Below are 15578 nucleotides of genomic sequence, written 5' to 3' on the forward strand. Positions count from 1 at the left end.
GATTTACCTCGTCAGGTGGTTGGCGGTCGGTCTCAGTGCCGATAGAGCCAGGTGAGGATCAGTACCAGGTTGAGCAACAACGACAGCCCGGCGATCGCCCGCCAGGTTTTCAGGGGTTCGCGCTGCAACAGCGGGCGCGCGAGGGTGGGCGGCTGGCGTTCGCCCTGTTCCAGCTGCAGCAGGGCTTCTTCGGCGGTTTCGAAACGGTCGGCCGGATCGCTGGCCAGGCAACGCGCCAGCCAGGCGTCGAGCCAGGCCGGCAGTTCCGGCCGGCGTCGGGCCGCACTCGCCGGCGGCGAATGGAAGCGTGGAACCTGGAACGCCTCGACCTCGCCGTAGGGAAATTGCCCGGTGAGCAGCCGATGCAGCGTGACGCCGACGGCGAACAGGTCCTGGCGCGGCTCCGGCTCGGCGCCGTGGTAGCGCTCCGGGGCGATGTAGCTGGGGGTGCCCGGCAGGCCGTAGGCACCGTCGCGCGACAGCCCGGGGCAATAGGCCAGGCCGAAATCCAGCAGGCGCAGCTCGCCGTCCGCGCCACGGTGCAGGTTCTCCGGCTTGATGTCGCGGTGCAGGATGTTGCGCCGGTGCAACTGGCCGACCGCGCGTAGCAGGCGCGTCGCGCAATCCAGCCATTCGCCCAGCGGCAAGGGGCCGTCCGCCTCGAGCTGCTCGGCGAGGCTGCGACCGGCGTACTCGCGCTGCACGTAGTACAGGTGGCGACGCTGGGGCAGCGGATGGATTTCGACGAAGGCGCGGCCCGGCACGCGGCGCTGCAACCATTCCTCCATCATCAGTGCCTGTGCGGCCGATCCATCCTCGGCCAACGCGGCGGGCAGCGTCTTCAGCAGCCAGTGCCGGCCCTGCTCGTCGGCCACGCGATAGCGCCGCGACTGCTGCGATTCACTGAGCAGCGCCAGCACCTGCCAGCCCTCGAAACGCTGGCCCGGCTTGAGCACCGGCGCCGGTGGCCAACTGGCGGCCTGGTCCTGCCAGTCGCTTTCCGGCAGCGCTTCCACGCGGATCAGCAGCGCGCTGGCATTGTCCTGGCTGCCGGCGCAGTGCGCGGCATGCACCAGCGCCTGCGCGGCGGAGCGAGGGTCGTCGGTGGCCTGCAGCACGCTGCGCACGCCCGCGTCGCCCAGCATGCTCCACACGCCGTCGCTGAGCAGCAGGAGGGTGTCGCCGACGTTCAGTTCGCCCTCGCTGAAGTCGGCCACCAGGTGACTTTCCAGGCCCAGGGCACGGGTCAGCACATGCTGCATGCCTGGCTGCTGCCAGACATGGTCCTGGCTCAGCCGGCGCAGTCCGGCGTCGCGCCAGCGGTAGGCCCGGCAATCGCCGACATGCGCAAGGGTGAAGCGCCGCCCGCGCAGCACCAGCGCCGACAGGGTGGTCAGCAGCGGCTGGCCGTTGCCGGCGGTCTGCAGCCAGCGGTTCTGCGCCTGCAGCAGTTTTTCCAGGCTCTGCGCCACGCTCCAGGTTTCCGGCGTGGCGTAGTAGTCCTGCGCCAGAGCCTGCACGCTGGACCGCGCCGCCAGTCGGCCGTCGGCGCAGTAGCTCACGCCGTCGGCCAGGGCGAACAGGCAGCCTTTGCTGCCGGCCAGCGAGGGCTCCGGGAGCACGCTGCGCAACGCGTCCTGGTTCTCCTCGCGCGGGCCGGTGGCGCTGGCTTCGCCGATGACGAGCTTGAGCGACATGCGCGGGCTCAGACGCGCGCTGCGGTGGAGGCCGCGGAGCCCCAGGTGGTGCGCCAGCGACGCTTGACGCCGCACAGGCCGAACCAGGCAACCACCGCCAGGCTGGCGAACAGCCACAGGCCGAGCTGGTAATCGCCGGTCGCCTGCTTCACCGCACCGAGGCCGGACACCAGCAGGAAGCCGCCGATGCCGCCGGCCATCCCGATCAATCCGGTCATCACGCCGATCTCGCGATGAAAGCGCTGCGGCACCAGCTGGAACACCGCGCCGTTGCCCGCGCCAAGGCTGAGCAGCGCGACCACGAACAGACTCAGTGCCACCAGCGAACTGGCAATGTGGAAGCCCACCGCGGCGATGCAGATGGCGGCGAGGGTGTACATCGCCAGCAGGCTGCGGATGCCGCCGATGCGGTCGGCCAGCGCGCCACCCAGCGGGCGGAACAGGCTGCCGCCGAACACGCAGGCGGCGGTGTAGTAACCAGCGGTCACCGGATCGAGGCCGTACTGGTCATGGAAGTAGCCGGGCAGGGCGCTGGCCAGGCCGAGGAAGCCGCCGAAGGTCACGCTGTAGAAGAACATGAACCACCAGCTGTCCTTGTCGCCGAGGGCGCGAGCGTAGTCGGCCATCCGCTTCGGTGCCGGTCGCCGGGGGGCGTTACGGGCGCAAAGCACGAACAACGCGAGGGTGATCACCAGCGGAATCAGGGCAAAGCCAAACACGTCGTTCCAGCCGAACATCTTCGCCAGCGCCGGCGCGAACAGCGCGGCGAACACCGTGCCGGAGTTGCCGGCGCCGGCGATGCCCATGGCCTTGCCCTGGTGCTGCGGCGGATACCACTGCGACGCCAGCGGCAGCGCGACGGCGAAGGAGGCGCCGGCAAAGCCGAGGAACAGCCCGAGCAGCAGCGTTTGCTCGTAACTGTGCACACCCGCCAGCCAGGCCACCGCCAGCGCGGCGATGACCACGCACTGGCCGAAGATGCCGGCGGTCTTGGGCGACGTCCGATCGGCGAACAAGCCGAGGATCAGGCGGAACACCGCCCCGGCGAGAATCGGCGTGGCCACCATCATCGAGCGCTGCTGGGTGGTCAGTTGCAGGTCGGTGGCGATCTGCACGGCCATCGGCCCGAGCAGATACCAGACCATGAAGCTCAGGTCGAAATACAGAAAGGCCGCGAACAGCGTCGGCGTGTGGCCGGCTTTCAGGAAACTGGAGTTCATCGTGAATCCCCTCATCTTTTTCAGGCGCAAAAAAAAACGCCAGAGCATCGTCCCGTTTACGGGGTGGATGCCCTGACGCCTTTGTCAGGAGGTGGATGACCATGGGGATCATCCGCGGTTTGGCAAATGCAAGGAGCAGGCCATTGGCTGGTATTCGAACGGTAGAAAACGTATTTGCGGCACGGTGGCCGTAATTTGAAGGTATCTGGGCGCAGACCGCGTTGCGTGGGGCTGGAGTGCCCATCTTTGCGATGGTTTTCCTGCCGCCAAGTAGTGCGCCCGACATCGTTTTGGTGCGCTTTTCGCGCAGCAATCACACGCTGTCGAAAACCTCCACCCTGCCGTCCCGCAAGCGCACCGGCCAGGCGCGCAGGCGTTGTTCGGGATACTCCACGCAACTGCCGTCTTCCAGGCGGAAGTGCTGCTTGTACAGCGGCGAGGCGATGACCAGTTCGCCGCCGAGCTGGCCGACGATGCCGCGGCCGATCACATTGGCGGAGGATTTCGGGTCGCGGTTGTCGAGGGCATAGAGCGGCCGGTCGGCCTGCTGCGGCAGGTAGAACAGCGCGATCTGCCGGCCCTCGAGCAGCACCACCACGCCGGACTCGGCGACCAGGTCGCGCTCGCCGCAGACCTCCCGCCAGTCGTTGCCGCCCATCGCCGCGTGCGTTTCTCTCGAGGTGTTCATCAGACGCTCTCCACGGTCAGGGGAATCAGTTCGGGTTCGTTGGCGTTTGCCGGGCGGCGCTGGCCGCGCTCCTTGACGAAGCGGATGTCGGGGTCGCCGCCGCGGTCGTTGACGAAGGTGCGGAAGCGCTTGAGCTTGTCCGGGTCGGCGAGGGCGTTGGCCCATTCGCATTCGTAACGGTCCACCACCAGTTGCATCTGCGCCTCCAGTTCGCCGGCCAGGCCCAGGCTGTCGTCGAGGACCACGGCCTTGAGGTAGTCGAGCCCGCCCTCCAGCGATTCGCGCCAGACCGAGGTGCGCTGCAGCTTGTCGGCGGTGCGGATGTAGAACATCAGCAGGCGGTCGATGGTGCGGATCAGGGTGTCGTCGTCGAGGTCGGTGGCGAACAACTCGGCATGTCGCGGACGCATGCCGCCGTTGCCGCAGACGTAGAGGTTCCAGCCGTGTTCGGTGGCGATCACGCCGATGTCCTTGCTCTGCGCCTCGGCGCACTCGCGGGTGCAGCCGGACACCGCGAACTTGAGCTTGTGTGGCGAACGCAGGCCCTTGTAGCGGTGCTCGATGCGCAGCGCCATCTTCACGCTGTCCTGCACCCCGTAGCGGCACCAGGTGCTGCCGACGCAGGACTTCACCGTGCGTGTGGATTTGCCGTAGGCGTGGCCGGTCTCGAAGCCGGCGGCGATCAGTTCGCCCCAGATGTCCGGCAGTTCATGCAGCTGAGCGCCGAACAGGTCGATACGCTGGCCGCCGGTGATCTTGGTGTAGAGGTCGTATTTCTTCGCCACCGCGCCGATGGCGATCAGCCCGTCCGGGGTGATCTCGCCGCCCGGAATGCGGGGCACCACCGAATAGGTGCCGTTCTTCTGCATGTTGGCCATGAAGGTGTCGTTGGTGTCCTGCAACGGCACCAACGAAGGCTCCATGATCGGCCGATTCCAGCAGGAGGCGAGGATCGAGCCCACCACCGGCTTGCAGATGTCGCAGCCGACTTCGCCCTTGCCGTGGCGGGCGAGCAGGGTGTCGAAACTTTCGATGCCTTCCACGCGGACGATGCCGTAGAGTTCCTGGCGGGTGAAGGCGAAATGCTCGCAGAGGCTCTTGTCCACGGCCACGCCACGGGCGCTCAGTTCGTGCTCGAAGACCTGCTTGAGCAGGGCGCTGCAGCCGCCGCAGCCGGTGCCGGCCTTGGTCGCGGCCTTGAGTTCGCCGAGGTCGGTGACACCGGCGTCTACCTGGCAGCACACCGCGCCCTTGCTGACGTTGTGGCAGGAACAAATGGTCGCTGTCGCGGGGAGCGCGTCGACGCCCAGTGCCGGCGCGGACTCGCCGCGCGGCAGGATCAGGCTGGCCGGGTCGGCCGGCAGGGCGATGCCGTTCTGCGCGTATTGCAGGAGGGTGTCGTAGTAGCTGTTGTCGCCGACCAGCACCGCACCGAGTACCTGCTTGCCGTCGGCGGAAACCACCAGGCGGCGGTAGCTCGAGGTGGCTTCGTCGATGTAGCGGTAGCTGCGCGAGCCGGCGCTGGCGCCGTGGGCGTCGCCAATGGAGCCGACGTCCACGCCGAGCAGCTTGAGCTTGGTCGACATGTCGGCACCGAGGAATGGGTCGCACGGCTGCCCGCAGAGTTCGGCGGCGGCCTTGCGCGCCATCCGGTAGCCTGGCGCGACCAGGCCGAAGACGCTGCCGTTCCAGGCGGCGCATTCGCCGATGGCGTAGATGTCGGCGTCGCTGCTGCGGCAGTGCTCGTCGACGGCGATGCCGCCGCGCGGTCCGAGTTCCAGTCCGCACTGGCGGGCGAGGGCGTCCTGCGGGCGGATTCCGGCGGAAAACACGATCAGATCGGTTTCCAGGAACTCGCCCTCTGCGAAGTTCATCCGGTAGCGATGCTGCTCGCCAGTGCTGATCGACTGGGTAGCGCGCGACAGGTGCACGCCGACGCCCAGTGCCTCGATGCGCGCCCTCAGCGCCGCGCCGCCTTGGTCGTCCAGTTGCACCGGCATCAGGCGAGGGGCGAACTCCACGACATGAGCTTCCAGGCCGAGGGACTTCAGCGCGTTGGCCGCTTCCAGGCCGAGCAGGCCGCCGCCGACCACCACGCCGCGACGCGCGTCGCCGGCGGCGGCACGGATGCCGTCCAGGTCGTCGAGGGTGCGGTAGACCAGGCGCGAATTGCCTTCGGCGCCTTCGATGGGCGGCACGAACGGGTAGGAGCCGGTGGCCAGCACCAGCTTGTCGTAGGGGAAGCAGCCGTTGGCGGTGATCACTTCGCGGCGCTGGCGGTCGATCTCCAGCACCGGCATGCCCAGGTGCAGGGTCAGGCCCGGCTGCTGGTAGAACGCCGCGTCGCTCATGGCCAGCGACTCGGCATCGCGGCCGCCGAAGTATTCGGACAGGTGCACGCGGTCGTAGGCGCGCTGGCCTTCCTCGCCGAACACGTGGATGCGATAGCGCTGCAGGGCACCCATGGCGACCAGTTGCTCGACGCAGTGGTGGCCGACCATGCCGTTGCCGATGACGATTAGCGTCCGCACAGGATTGAAGGAGGTGGCTGAGTTCATGGGTTACCCCGACCGATACGGTTTTCTGGAGGCAAAAAAAAACGCCCGGGACCTTTCGGTCCGCGGGCGCCTTTGCCTGTTCTTCATATGAATTGTGGTGCCGTTCGCCAGGCTGCCTGGCGGAGCGTTGCGGTCTTCGACGGCACGCTGCGGCGAATGGACCGATGCAGTGGCCATGCCAGAACGGCGTTCGTGGCTGTGTTCCGTGCTACGAAAAAACCTCCAGGCCAGGAGCGACGCACCCTTGCGTCCGCTCGAGCGGCGCCGCCAGCGGCCTTCCGATGCGACGAGCCCGGTTGGTGAATCTGCCCCAATCACGGGCCGCGCCGTCGAACGTGCCTCCTTGTGGGGCCGCACCGCGGTGCGCAGAGCGATCGCCGAAGTACCTGCCGGCGGGCGCGGAACTCAATGAAACCGCGGTCTGCGAGCGCATCGTCGAACCGATGGCAAACCTGGCGTGTGCCTTGCACCGTCCTCGCTGCGCGTGATCAAAAACGATTGCGCACCCTTACGACAAAGGCGCCGTGCCGCTCCCGTTGAAAACGGAAGAGCGATACGGCGCCTTTTTTTGTTTCTGTGATTCGAGGTCCGGGTATGGCGAGCAACACGGTCAGGAGTGTGTGTCCTTATTGCGGCGTGGGCTGCGGCATCCTCATGCAGGTGGAGGACAACCGCGTACTCAAGGTCAGCGGCGACAGGCAGCACCCGAGCAACTTCGGCCGTCTGTGCACCAAGGGCAGCACCTGCGCGCAGCCGATCACCGCGCCCGGCCGCCTGCAGCATGCCTACCTGCGCAGCGAGCGCCCGCAGCAGCCGTCGCAGGTTGGCCTGGAGGAGGCCATCCAGGCAGCCGCGTCGCGCCTGCGCGGCATTCTCGATACCCATGGCCCCGACGCGCTGGCGCTGTATGTCTCCGGGCAGATGTCGCTGGAAGCGCAGTACCTGGCCAACAAGCTGGCCAAGGGCTTCTGGCGGACCAACAACATCGAGTCCAACTCGCGGCTGTGCATGGCCAGCGCCGGCAGCGGCTACAAGCTGTCGCTGGGGTCGGATGCGCCGCCCGGTTCCTACGAAGACTTCGAGCATGCCGACCTGTTCTTCGTGATCGGCGCGAACATGGCGGACTGTCATCCGATCCTGTTCCTGCGCTTGCTCGACAGGCGCAAGGCCGGCGCCCGGCTGATCGTCGTCGATCCGCGGCGCAGCGCCACGGCGGACAAGGCCGACCTGTTCCTGCAGATCCGTCCCGGCACCGACCTGGCGTTGCTCAATGGCCTGCTGCACCTGCTGTGGAAGAACGGCCACTGCGATGAAGCCTTCATCGCCGCGTTCACGGAAGGCTGGGAGGCGCTGCCAGCGTTTCTCGAACACTACACGCCGGCGCACGTCGCCGCGCTGACAGGGCTGGCCGAAGCGGACATTCGCCAGGCGGCTCAGTGGATCGGCGAGGCCGGCGAATGGATGAGCTTGTGGACCATGGGCCTGAACCAGAGCACCCACGGCACCTGGCACACCAATGCGCTGTGCAACCTGCACCTCGTCACCGGCGCCCTCTGTCGGCAGGGCAGCGGGCCGTTTTCCCTCACCGGGCAACCCAACGCCATGGGCGGACGCGAGATGGGCTACATGGGTCCCGGCCTGCCGGGGCAACGCTCGGCACTGATCGAGGAAGACCGCACGTTCGTCGAGGACGCCTGGGGCGTGCCGCGCGGCACTCTGCGCGACGAGACCGGTGGGGGAACCGTGGCACTGTTCGAGAACATGCGCGCCGGCAAGGTGAAGGCCTGCTGGATCATCTGCACCAATCCGGTGGCCAGCGTCGCCAACCGGGAGGCGGTGATCGCGGGGTTGCAGGCCGCCGAACTGGTGATCGCCCAGGACGCCTTTCTCGACGGCGAAACCAACCGCTACGCCGACATCCTCCTGCCCGGCGCGCTCTGGGCCGAGGCCGACGGCGTGATGATCAACTCCGAACGCAGCCTCAGCCTGGCGCCAAGGGCCGTCGAGCCCCCCGGCGAAGCCATCGCCGACTGGCAGCTGATCGCCCGCGTGGCCTGCGCCATGGGCTACGCCGAGGCGTTCAGCTACGCCTCCGCCAGCGAGGTGTTCGAGGAGATCAGGCGCTTCCACAATCCGGCGACCGGCTACGACATTCGCGGCGTCAGCCACGCCAGCCTGGGCCAGGCGCCGCAGCAATGGCCCTGTCCGCCGGGAGGCGGCCACGAACGTCACCCGCGGCGCTACCTGAACGACGGCATCAGCCAGCGCCTGCACCGGCGCGAGGACGGCAGCCTGCCGCGGCTGGCGTTCGCCACACCGAGCGGCAAGGCGCGGTTCTTCGCAAGGCCGTACATGAGCCCGGCGGAAATGCCCGACAACGCCTTTCCCTTCGTGCTCAACACCGGGCGCGTGCAGCACCAGTGGCACACTCTGACCAAGACCGGCAAGGTCGCCACCTTGAACAAGCTCAACCCCGGCCCGTTCGTGGAAATCCACCCCGAGGACGCCGAGCGGCTGGGCGTGGCCGTTGGCGATCGCTTGCAGATCCGCTCACGGCGCGGCGACGCAGTGCTGCCCGTGGTGGTCAGCGAGCGCGTGCTGCCAGGCAACTGCTTCGCGCCGTTCCACTGGAACGACGCGCAGGGCGAGGGGCTGGCAATCAATGCCGTGACCAGCAGCGCCGTCGACCCGATTTCCTTGCAGCCCGAATTCAAGTTCAGCGCCGTGGCGCTGAGCAAGGTCGAGCTGATCGAACACCGATTTCTCGACACGCCGACGACCCAGAGCGAGGTGACGGCGCCGGTGGAAGCCTTCGCCGCGCGGTTCGGCGACGCCAACTATGCGCCGCCGGAGCTGACTGACAGCGAGCGGATTTACCTGTCCGGCTTCATCAGCGGCCTGCGTTCCGCCGAGGGCGTCGGCGTGCCGAGCCTGCCGGCCCAGGCGCCGTTGGCGGTCGATACGCGCCTATGGCTGGACGGCATGCTCGCCGGCCTGTTCAGTCGCAATCAGCTGGTACCCGCCGCGCAGGCTCCGGCGCTGCCGCAGGTCACGCTGCTCTGGGCCTCGCAGACCGGCAACGTGGAAACGCTGGCCGAACGCTTCGCGCAGCGGCTGGGCGAGGCCGGGCTGGGCGTCGCATCGCACTGCATGAGTGACTTCCCGGCCCAGCGACTGGCGGAAACCAGCACGGTGCTGATGCTCAGCAGCACCTTCGGCGACGGCGATGCCCCGGACAACGGGCAGCGCTTCTGGGAAGGCCTGCGCGCCGCATCGGCGAGCCTGGAAAACCTGAGGTATGCGGTGCTGGCGCTGGGCGACTCCAGCTACGAACGGTTCTGCCAGCACGGCAGGAACCTCGACCGCCGTCTGGCCGAACTCGGCGCTACGCCGCTGCGCGCCTGCCTGACCTGCGACAGCGATTTCGATGAGCCCGCCGGCGCCTGGCTGGAAGAACTGCTGCCCATGCTTCACGGCGGCACGGCGGCGAGGCCTTCGGCTGGCGGCGCCTCCATTGTCGCCAGGGCCGAACCGACAGAGGTGGTCAGCAAGGAGCGCCCGCTGGGTGCCGAGCTGCTGGTCAACCTGAAGCTCAACGGCGAAGGCTCCGGCAAGGAAACCCGCCTGTTCGCGCTCGGTCTCGGCGAGTCGGGGCTGAGTTACCAGGCCGGCGATGCGCTCGGCGTATGGCCGAAGAACTGCCCGGCGCTGGTCGAGGAGGTGCTTGCCCTGGCGAAGCTGGACGGCGAGCAACTCGTGAATATCGCGCGGGTCGGCGATTTACCGCTGCGCGAGGCGCTGAGCAGCCATTTCGAGATCGCCCGGCCGAGCCAGGAAGCCCTGGCGCTGATCGCCGAGCGCAGCCGCAGCGACGAACTAAAGGCGCTGCTGGGCGAACGCCGGGCCGAACTGGGCGGCTGGCTGTGGAGCCGGCAACTGGCCGACGTGCTGCAGGCGTTTCCCGCCCGATACGCCGCCGAGGAGTTGCTCGGCAGCCTGAAACGGCTACAGCCGCGGCTGTATTCCATCGCCTCCAGCCCCAAGGCGCACCCCGACGAAGTCCACCTGACCGTATCGACCGTACGCTACGGCAAGCGCAAGGGCGTGGCGTCGACCTTCCTTGCCGACCGCGCGCAGGGCGGCGAAGTCCCGGTGTTCGTGCAGCGCTCGAAGCATTTCCGGCCGCCGGTCGATGGCGATGCGCCTATGGTGATGATCGGCCCCGGCACCGGCGTGGCGCCGTTCCGCGCCTTTCTCCAGGAGCGGCGCATGCGTGGCGATCGGGGGCGCAACTGGCTGTTCTTCGGTGAACAGCACGAAGCATCGGACTTCTACTACCGCGACGAACTGCGGGAGATGCAGCGCGATGGTCTGCTCACGCGCCTGAGCCTGGCGTTTTCCCGTGACCAGGCGCGAAAGATCTACGTGCAGGAACGCATCCGCGAGAACGGTGCGGAGCTGTGGCGCTGGCTGGAGGAGGGCGCGAGCCTGTACCTGTGTGGCGATGCCAGCCGCATGGCCCGGGATGTCGACGTCGCCCTGCGCGAGGTGGCGCGCGATCACGGCGGATTGGACGAAGAACGTGCGGCGGCATTCATCCGCGGCCTGGCGGAGCAGAAGCGCTACCTGCGCGATGTCTACTGATCAGCCTAGCGGGAAGGCGTCGAGGCGATAGCCTTCGGCGTCGATCTGCAGCGCCCAGCCCTGGGCATCCCAGTCGCCGAGCACGATGCGTTCGGCCGGCTGGCCGTCGACCTGCAGTGGATGCCGTGCGGGGCGATGGGTGTGGCCGTGGATCAGCCGCTTCACGCCATGTTCGTGCATCAGCCGGAGCACCTCATCCGGGGTGACGTCGACGATATCCGCGGCTTTCTGCCGGGTCTGCATGCGGCTTTCCTTGCGCAGCTTGCGACCGAGCCTGTGCCGGGTGGCCAGCGGCAGGTTGCGCAGGATGAACAGCACCAGCGGGTTGCGCAGCCAGCGGCGCAGGCGCATGTAGGCGATGTCGCGGGTGCACAGGCTGTCGCCGTGCATCAGCAGCACGCGCTCGCCCTGCAGCTCGACGACGCTCGGATCGGCCAGCAAGGTGCAGCCGGCTTCGCGACAGAACGCCTTGCCGATCATGAAATCGCGATTGCCGTGCATCAGGTAGATATGTGTGCCGCCGTCGCTCAACTGGCGCAGGGCTTCGGCGATCCGGTGCTGGAAGGGCGTCATGGCGTCGTCGCCGATCCAAGCTTCGAAGAAGTCGCCGAGGATGTACAGCGCATCGGCGTGTGCGGCGCGATCCTGCAGGAAAAACAGAAACGCCCGGGTGATGTCCGGGCGTTGTTCTTCGAGGTGCAGATCGGAAATCAGCAGGATCAAGGGATCACTCGACGATTTCGGCTTTCTCGATGATCACGTCGTCCACCGGTACGTCCTGGTGACCGGACTTCATGGTGGTGGACACGCCCTTGATCTTCTCGACCACGTCCATGCCTTCGGCGACTTCGCCGAACACCGCGTAACCCCAGCCCTGCACGGTCGGCGCGCTGTGGTCGAGGAAGGTGTTGTCGGCAACGTTGATGAAGAATTGCGCGGAGGCCGAGTGCGGCTCCATGGTGCGTGCCATGGCCACGGTGCCGGTCTTGTTGGAGAGACCGTTGTTGGCTTCGTTCTTGATGGTGGCGCGGGTGGCCTTCTGCTTCATGCCCGGCTCGAAACCGCCACCCTGGATCATGAAGTTGCCGATGACACGGTGGAACACGGTGTTGTCGTAGTGACCGGCCTTCACGTATTCCTTGAAGTTGGCCACGGTTTCCGGGGCCTTGTCTTCGAACAGGTTCAGGGTGATGACGCCGTGGTTGGTGTGCAACTTGATCATGGGAACTCACTCTTGTCTGGCAAAGGGCGGGGCGTCGAATCCGGGTGGGCCGAAGGCGGAGCGGGGCGGCAGCGGCCCTTCGATCCACTATCAACGAGCACGTCCGCTTTGCGGCTGTCAGGGGGTTGACGGGTTCGCTATCATACGGGCTTTGATTTGGCCGGCCTACCCTGCGCGGCGCACCCGAAGAGGCCGTTGCCGTTCCATCGCGATGAAACGTCAACGGACCATAAGATCAAGGACCCTATGAGCAAGCCAGAGACTCCCACCGCCAGCAACTTTCTCCGCCCGATTGTTCAGGCCGACCTCGACGCCGGCAAGCACGCGAAGATCATCACGCGCTTTCCCCCGGAGCCCAACGGTTACCTGCACATCGGCCACGCCAAGTCGATCTGCCTGAACTTCGGTCTGGCCAAGGAGTTCGGCGGCGACTGCCACCTGCGTTTCGATGACACCAACCCGGCCAAGGAAGACCAGGAATACATCGACGCCATCGAAAGCGACGTGAAGTGGCTGGGCTTCGACTGGTCCGGCGAGGTGCGCTACGCCTCCAACTATTTCGATCAGTTGCACGCCTGGGCGATCCAGCTGATCGAGGCCGGCAAGGCCTACGTCGACGACCTGTCTCCGGAGGAAGCGCGCGAGTATCGCGGCACGCTGACCGAAGCGGGTCGCAACAGTCCGTTCCGCGACCGCTCGGTGGCCGAGAACCTGGACCTGTTCGCGCGCATGAAGGCCGGCGAATTCCCCGATGGCGCACGTGCGCTGCGGGCGAAGATCGACATGGCCTCGCCGAACATGAACCTGCGCGACCCGATCCTCTACCGTATCCGCCATGCGCATCATCACCAGACCGGTGACAAGTGGTGCATCTACCCAAGCTACGACTTCACCCATGGTCAGTCGGATGCCATCGAGGGCGTGACCCACTCGATCTGCACCCTGGAATTCGAAGATCACCGTCCGCTGTACGAGTGGTTCCTGGCCAACCTGCCGGTGCCCGCACAGCCGCGCCAGTACGAGTTCGCCCGGCTCAACCTGAACTACACCATCACCAGCAAGCGCAAGCTCAAGCAACTGGTGGACGAGAAGCACGTCCAGGGCTGGGACGACCCGCGCATGTCGACGCTCTCGGGTTTCCGCCGCCGTGGCTACACGCCGGCCTCGATCCGCAACTTCTGCGACATGATCGGCGTCAACCGCGCCGGCGGCGTGGTCGACATCGGCATGCTCGAGTTCGCCATCCGCGAGGACCTGGACGCCAACGCCGCGCGCGCCATGTGCGTGCTCAAACCGCTCAAGGTGGTGATCACCAACTATCCCGAAGGCCAGGTGGAGAACCTCGAGCTGGCGCGCCATCCGAAGCAGGACATGGGCGTGCGCGTCCTGCCGTTCGGCCGCGAGATCTACATCGACGCCAGCGACTTCGAGGAAGTCCCGCCGGCCGGCTACAAGCGCCTGATCCCCGGTGGCGAAGTGCGCCTGCGCGGCAGCTACGTGATTCGCGCCGATGAGGCGATCAAGGATGCCGACGGCAACATCGTCGAGCTGCGCTGTTCCTATGACGAGAACACCCTGGGCAAGAACCCCGAGGGCCGCAAGGTCAAGGGCGTGATCCACTGGGTGCCCGCCGCCGAGAGCGTCGAGTGCGAAGTGCGCCTGTACGACCGTCTGTTCCGCTCCGCCAACCCGGAGAAGGCCGAGGAGGGCGCGAGCTTCCTCGACAACATCAACCCGGAGTCGCTGGTGGTGCTCACCGGTTGTCGCGCCGAGCCGTCGCTGGCCCGGGCCGAGCCGGAAGAGCGCTTCCAGTTCGAGCGCGAAGGCTACTTCTGCGCCGACCTCAAGGACTCGCGCCCCGGCCAGCCGGTGTTCAACCGCACGGTGACGCTGCGCGATTCCTGGGGCCAGGGCTGAGAGCCCGCTTACGATCTGCTGCGCGTCGGCCATCCCGCGTTGGAAATCCCTTCGGACTGCTCATTTACAGCTTGTAAACTCCGCGTCCTCAGGTATTTCCGCCTTGGCTGGCTCTAGCTCGCGAGATCGTAAACTGGCTCTTTAACGTCACGATATCGTCGAAACGGGCCACGCGATGTGGCCCGTTTTTTTAGGACATGGACCATGCTTTCGATCTACAACACGCTGAGCAAGACCAAGGAACCCTTCAAGCCGCTGCTGGGCAACCAGGTGCGCATGTACGTCTGCGGGATGACCGTGTACGACTTCTGCCACATCGGCCACGCCCGCGTGATGGTGGCCTTCGACGTGATCGCCCGCTGGCTGCGCCATTCCGGCTACGAGCTGAACTACGTGCGCAACATCACCGACATCGACGACAAGATCATCCGTCGCGCGCAGGAGAACGGCGAATCCTTCGAGGCGCTGACCGAGCGCATGATCGCCGCGATGCACGAGGACGAGGCCCGCCTGGCGGTGCTGCGTCCCGATCAGGAGCCCCGTGCCACCGGCCACATCGCCGGAATGCACGCGATGATCCAGACCCTGATCGACAAGGGCTTCGCCTACGCACCGGGCAACGGCGACGTCTATTACCGGGTCGGCAAGTTCGTCGGCTACGGCAAACTGTCGCGCAAGAAGATCGAGGACCTGCGCATCGGCGCGCGTATCGAGGTCGACGAGTCCAAGCAGGACCCGCTGGATTTCGTCCTCTGGAAAGGCGCCAAGCCGGGCGAGCCGAGCTGGGAATCGCCGTGGGGCGCCGGTCGGCCCGGCTGGCATATCGAGTGCTCGGTGATGTCGACCTGCTGCCTGGGCGAGACGTTCGACATCCATGGCGGCGGCCCGGACCTGGTGTTCCCCCACCACGAGAACGAGATCGCGCAGAGCGAGGCGGCCACCGGCAAGCTCTACGCGGCATCCTGGATGCACGCCGGCGCGGTGCGCGTGGACGGCGAGAAGATGTCCAAGTCCCTGGGCAACTTCTTCACCATCCGCGAGGTGCTGGAGAAGTACCACCCGGAGGTGGTGCGCTACCTGCTGGTTTCCAGCCATTACCGCAGTCCGATCAACTATTCCGAAGACAGCCTGAAGGAAGCCAAGGGCGCGCTGGAACGCTTCTACCATGCGTTCAAGGGCCTGCCGGATGCACAGGCGGCCGGCGGCGAGGCATTCGTCGAGCGTTTCGCCACGGCGATGAACGACGATTTCAACTCGCCGGAAGCCTGCGCGGTGCTGTTCGACATGGTTCGCGAGGTCAACCGCCTGCGTGACACCGACCTGCCGGCCGCCGCCGGGCTGGCCGTGCGGCTGAAAGAGCTAGCGAAGGTGCTGGGTGTATTGCAGTTGGAGGCGGACGCCTTCCTGCAGGCCGGCGCCGAGGGCAAGGTCGATGCCGCCGAGGTCGAGGCGCTGATCGCCGCGCGCCTGCGCGCGCGCGCCGACAAGAACTGGGCCGAATCAGACCGCATCCGCGACCAGCTCGGCGCCATGGGTGTGGTCCTGGAAGATGGCAAGGGCGGCACCACCTGGCGTCTGGCGGAATAACCGAAGCCACATCGGAAAGGGCCGCTCAGCGGCCTTTTTCATTTT

General features: G+C 66.7%; 9 protein-coding genes. 3 read left to right on the forward strand and 6 right to left on the reverse strand.

The window, feature by feature from the left end:
* Positions 1 to 32: 32 nt before the first annotated feature.
* From B3E91_RS10425 to nirB, 4 genes are all read right to left on the reverse strand, one after another.
* Positions 33 to 1697 (reverse strand): bifunctional protein-serine/threonine kinase/phosphatase, encoded by a 1665-nt coding sequence (locus tag B3E91_RS10425; RefSeq protein ID WP_287029360.1) that lies wholly within the window; start codon positions 1695 to 1697, stop codon positions 33 to 35.
* An 8-nt stretch (positions 1698 to 1705) separates the two neighbouring features.
* Positions 1706 to 2917: an MFS transporter gene (locus tag B3E91_RS10430; RefSeq protein WP_287029361.1), complete on the reverse strand. Its 1212-nt coding sequence runs from the start codon at positions 2915 to 2917 to the stop codon at positions 1706 to 1708.
* Positions 2918 to 3230: 313 nt separating this feature from the next.
* A complete protein-coding gene (nirD, locus tag B3E91_RS10435) occupies positions 3231 to 3605 on the reverse strand; it encodes a nitrite reductase small subunit NirD (RefSeq protein ID WP_287029362.1) in 375 nt (124 codons plus the stop codon).
* The gene (gene nirB / locus B3E91_RS10440) at positions 3605 to 6163 is read right to left on the reverse strand and encodes a nitrite reductase large subunit NirB (protein WP_287029363.1); all 2559 of its coding nucleotides are present in this window, start codon (positions 6161 to 6163) and stop codon (positions 3605 to 3607) included. The genes nirD and nirB overlap by 1 nt, the downstream gene beginning before the upstream one ends.
* 594 nt (positions 6164 to 6757) lie before the next feature.
* On the opposite strand from nirB, the gene B3E91_RS10445 reads away from it, so the two are divergent.
* Positions 6758 to 10807 carry a bifunctional nitrate reductase/sulfite reductase flavoprotein subunit alpha gene (locus B3E91_RS10445; protein WP_287029364.1) on the forward strand — a complete coding sequence of 1350 codons (4050 nt, stop codon included), beginning with the start codon at positions 6758 to 6760 and terminating at the stop codon, positions 10805 to 10807.
* Here B3E91_RS10445 and lpxH read toward each other — a convergent pair whose 3' ends face one another.
* Both lpxH and B3E91_RS10455 read right to left on the reverse strand, forming a co-directional pair.
* Entirely contained in the window at positions 10808 to 11530 is a 723-nt protein-coding gene (gene lpxH, locus B3E91_RS10450; protein WP_287029365.1) for a UDP-2,3-diacylglucosamine diphosphatase, read from the reverse strand. It lies immediately after the preceding gene.
* A 4-nt stretch (positions 11531 to 11534) separates the two neighbouring features.
* Positions 11535 to 12029, reverse strand: a complete 495-nt coding sequence (locus B3E91_RS10455; RefSeq protein WP_090230649.1) for a peptidylprolyl isomerase — start codon at positions 12027 to 12029, stop codon at positions 11535 to 11537.
* 246 nt (positions 12030 to 12275) lie between these two features.
* Between B3E91_RS10455 and B3E91_RS10460 the strand changes: the two genes are divergently transcribed.
* Both B3E91_RS10460 and cysS read left to right on the forward strand, forming a co-directional pair.
* Positions 12276 to 13946, forward strand: coding sequence for a glutamine--tRNA ligase/YqeY domain fusion protein (locus B3E91_RS10460; RefSeq protein WP_287029366.1), 1671 nt, complete (start codon positions 12276 to 12278; stop codon positions 13944 to 13946).
* A 204-nt stretch (positions 13947 to 14150) separates the two neighbouring features.
* Entirely contained in the window at positions 14151 to 15533 is a 1383-nt protein-coding gene (cysS, locus tag B3E91_RS10465) for a cysteine--tRNA ligase (RefSeq protein WP_287029367.1), read from the forward strand.
* Positions 15534 to 15578: the final 45 nt, after the last annotated feature.

Origin of the sequence: Pseudomonas sp. UBA6310 (assembly GCF_002438225.1) — a bacterium.
GTDB lineage: Bacteria > Pseudomonadota > Gammaproteobacteria > Pseudomonadales > Pseudomonadaceae > Pseudomonas_O > Pseudomonas_O kuykendallii.